The sequence below is a fragment of the Micrococcus sp. 140720015-1 genome (genome assembly GCF_053627595.1).
In genome coordinates, this window is the sequence record NZ_JBSEYC010000011.1 from 1 (window position 1) to 2,604 (window position 2,604).

At 67.3% G+C, this 2,604-nt stretch carries 3 protein-coding genes; 2 read left to right on the top strand and 1 reads right to left on the bottom strand.

Annotated features, from left to right (window positions below; genetic code table 11):
* A partial coding sequence (locus ACUXPL_RS11985; protein ID WP_454184027.1) for a MarR family winged helix-turn-helix transcriptional regulator occupies positions 1–449 on the bottom strand: 449 nt, incomplete at its 3' end.
* 81 nt (positions 450–530) lie between these two features.
* On the opposite strand from ACUXPL_RS11985, the gene ACUXPL_RS11990 reads away from it, so the two are divergent.
* Entirely contained in the window at positions 531–1,769 is a 1,239-nt protein-coding gene (locus ACUXPL_RS11990; RefSeq protein WP_454184029.1) for a multidrug effflux MFS transporter, read from the top strand.
* Positions 1,770–1,828: 59 nt separating this feature from the next.
* Positions 1,829–2,482 carry an NAD(P)-dependent oxidoreductase gene (locus tag ACUXPL_RS11995; protein ID WP_180536739.1) on the top strand — a complete coding sequence of 218 codons (654 nt, stop codon included), beginning with the start codon at positions 1,829–1,831 and terminating at the stop codon, positions 2,480–2,482.
* Positions 2,483–2,604: the final 122 nt, after the last annotated feature.

Below are 2,604 nucleotides of genomic sequence, written 5' to 3' on the forward strand. Positions count from 1 at the left end.
CTCCGTGCTGGGTCACCCAGCGCACTGTCAATGGCGTGCAGGGTGCGGACTGTGGTCAGGACATCCTCGGCCGGGAGGCCAAGTGATCCAAGAAGATCCCGGTACATGCTCCGCACGATCCTCACAGACTGCTCGGCTTCCTCGGTCAGATGCAGCCTCGCCCCGCGGCGATCGGCCGGGTTCGGGCGGCGCTCGACCTGCCCCTTCTCGATGAGGCCTCGCAGTGCGGTGCTCGTGTTGCTTGACGTCAGCGACAGGCTGGATGCGAGTCCTGACGGTGCCGCACCGGGGTGGGCGTCGATGTGCAGCAGCACCAGGCACTCCAGGGGAGACAACGGGGCGACGGCGGGGTCCTGCAGCGGGTAGGCGCGCAGCTTCCGCTCGACGTGCAGCACCGCATCCGCGAGCTGGACCAACGGATCGGACCCGGTTGACACAGGTTGACTCATGCAGTTCTCCTCCTCAGTGTGTGCCTATGATATCATAGCGTTGTTTTTATAGCTTTAGTTTGAGAGGAAGTTGGTGCGAGGGTGACGGACACGGAGCAGCGAGCAGGCACCGGTCCTGTCGCGACGGCAGGCAAGGCCATCGGTGGCGGGCTGCTGTTCACGCTGGCGCTGCTGATGGGGCTGGCCTCTTTCGGGATCGATCTCTACCTGCCCGGGTTCCCGGCGATGAGCCTAGAGCTGTCGACCACCGCGACCGGGGTGCAGCTCTCGCTGACGGCGTTCCTGATCGGGGCAGGGACGGGGCAACTGGTGTTCGGACCGTGGTCGGACCGGGTCGGGCGGGTGCTGCCGCTGATCTTCGGGGCGGTGCTCTTCGTCGCCGCCAGCCTCGCCGCCACCCTCGCAGGCAGTGTCGAACTGTTGGTGACCGCCCGACTGCTGCAGGGCCTCGGCGGAGCGGCGGGGATGGTCATCGGCCGAGCGATCATCCTCGACCGCGCCCGCGGAGCCGAAGCCGCACGTGCGTTGAGCATCATGATGCTCATCGGCGGGATCGCCCCGATCATCGCCCCAATCGCCGGGGGCGCCCTAGCCGAGCCCATCGGGTGGCGGGGCCTGCTCGGCATCGTCACCGCCCTCGGCGTCCTCGCCTTGGTCGCGGTGCTCGTTTTCGTACGCGAATCCCTGCCTCGCGACGTCCGTACCCGGCGTGCGTACGCGACTGAACCGGGCGGGTGGAAGGGCCTCTTCTCACGGGCCTACTTGGGGAACATGGCCGCGTATGCGTTCGGGATGGCGATCATGATGGCCTACATCTCAGCCTCACCGTTCGTCTACCAGGAGATGATCGGTCTCAGCGCGGCCGCCTACGGGATCGCGTTCGCGATCAACGCGATCGGGTTGATGATCGCCACCACCATCGCCGCCCGCCTCGCCGGACGCTGCTCCTTGCGCGGCCTCGCCCTCACCGGCTTGACGATCAGCCTGGCCGCAGTGGCCACAATCGTTGCCTTCACCCTCACCGGGGCACCTGCTGTCTTGCTCATGGTGCCGCTGTTCTTCGCGATCGCTCCGCTCGGGCTGGTGTTCGGCAACGCGACCGCGCTTGCCATGGCCGCCGTGTCCGCCGCCGCGACCGGTTCAGGCTCGGCGATCCTCGGCGCGGTGCAGTTCGCCCTCGCCGGCGTCGTCGCCGCCCTGGTCGGCATCGCCGGTGAGGACACCGCGGTGCCGCTAGGCCTGACCATGCTCGCCGTCGCACTCATCGCGCTCTTCGGCCTCCTCCTCGCAAGACCTCGTCCTCACACTCCGGTCGCGTGACGAGCAGACCGCCTGAACCACCCGCCATAATCCGAATCAGCCCAAAGGAGAACCAGCTCATGACTCGCATCCACGTCCTCGGCGGCACCGGCTACGCCGGAAGCCGCATCGTCCGCGAAGCCGCCCGGCGCGGCCACCAGGTCGTCTCGTTCAGCCGCTCCATCCCCACCGACCAGACCCCAGGTGTCGACTACCGAGCCGGCGACGTGCAAGACCAGGCATTTCTCGCCTCGGCGTTCGAGAACACCGATGTCGTCATCTCCGCCCTGTCCACCCACGGCGGCCTCGCCGGAGAAGGCCGCCTCCGCGTCCTCCTCTCCGCTGCGGCACGACTCGCCGCGGAACAGGGCGTACGACTCGGGGTGATGGGCGGGGCAGGCTCGTTGCTCATCACGCAGGACGGGCCGCGCCTGGTCGACACTCCCGACTTCCCTGAGGTTGCCAAGCCCGAATCCCTTGAGCTTGCTGGCGCCCTCGACGACCTCCGCGCCAACGACGACGAACGCCTCGATTGGTTCCTCATCAGCCCCGCCGAGAACTTCGGCAAACACGCTCCCGGCACCGCCCGCGGCCACTACCGCGTCGCAAGCGACATCCTCCTGCGCGACGAGCACGGCGTCTCCGAGATCTCCGGCGACGACCTCGCCCTGGCCATCGTCGACGAGATCGAACGGCCAACCCACCACCGGACACGGTTCTCCGTCGCCTACTGACCACAACGGACCACCACATTCGCAGACCGTAGCCGCACGCTACGTAAACGCCAGCGGCGAAGCTTGTCATATGCGAGAGCTACTGAGATATAGCTACGGAGCTGAGCCGACGCTACCGTGAA

Excerpts from the sequence above, each read along its gene's own strand:
- ACUXPL_RS11995 (WP_180536739.1), top strand. The coding sequence starts at position 1,829 with ATGACTCGCATCCACGTCCTCGGCGGCACCGGCTACGCCGGAAGCCGC.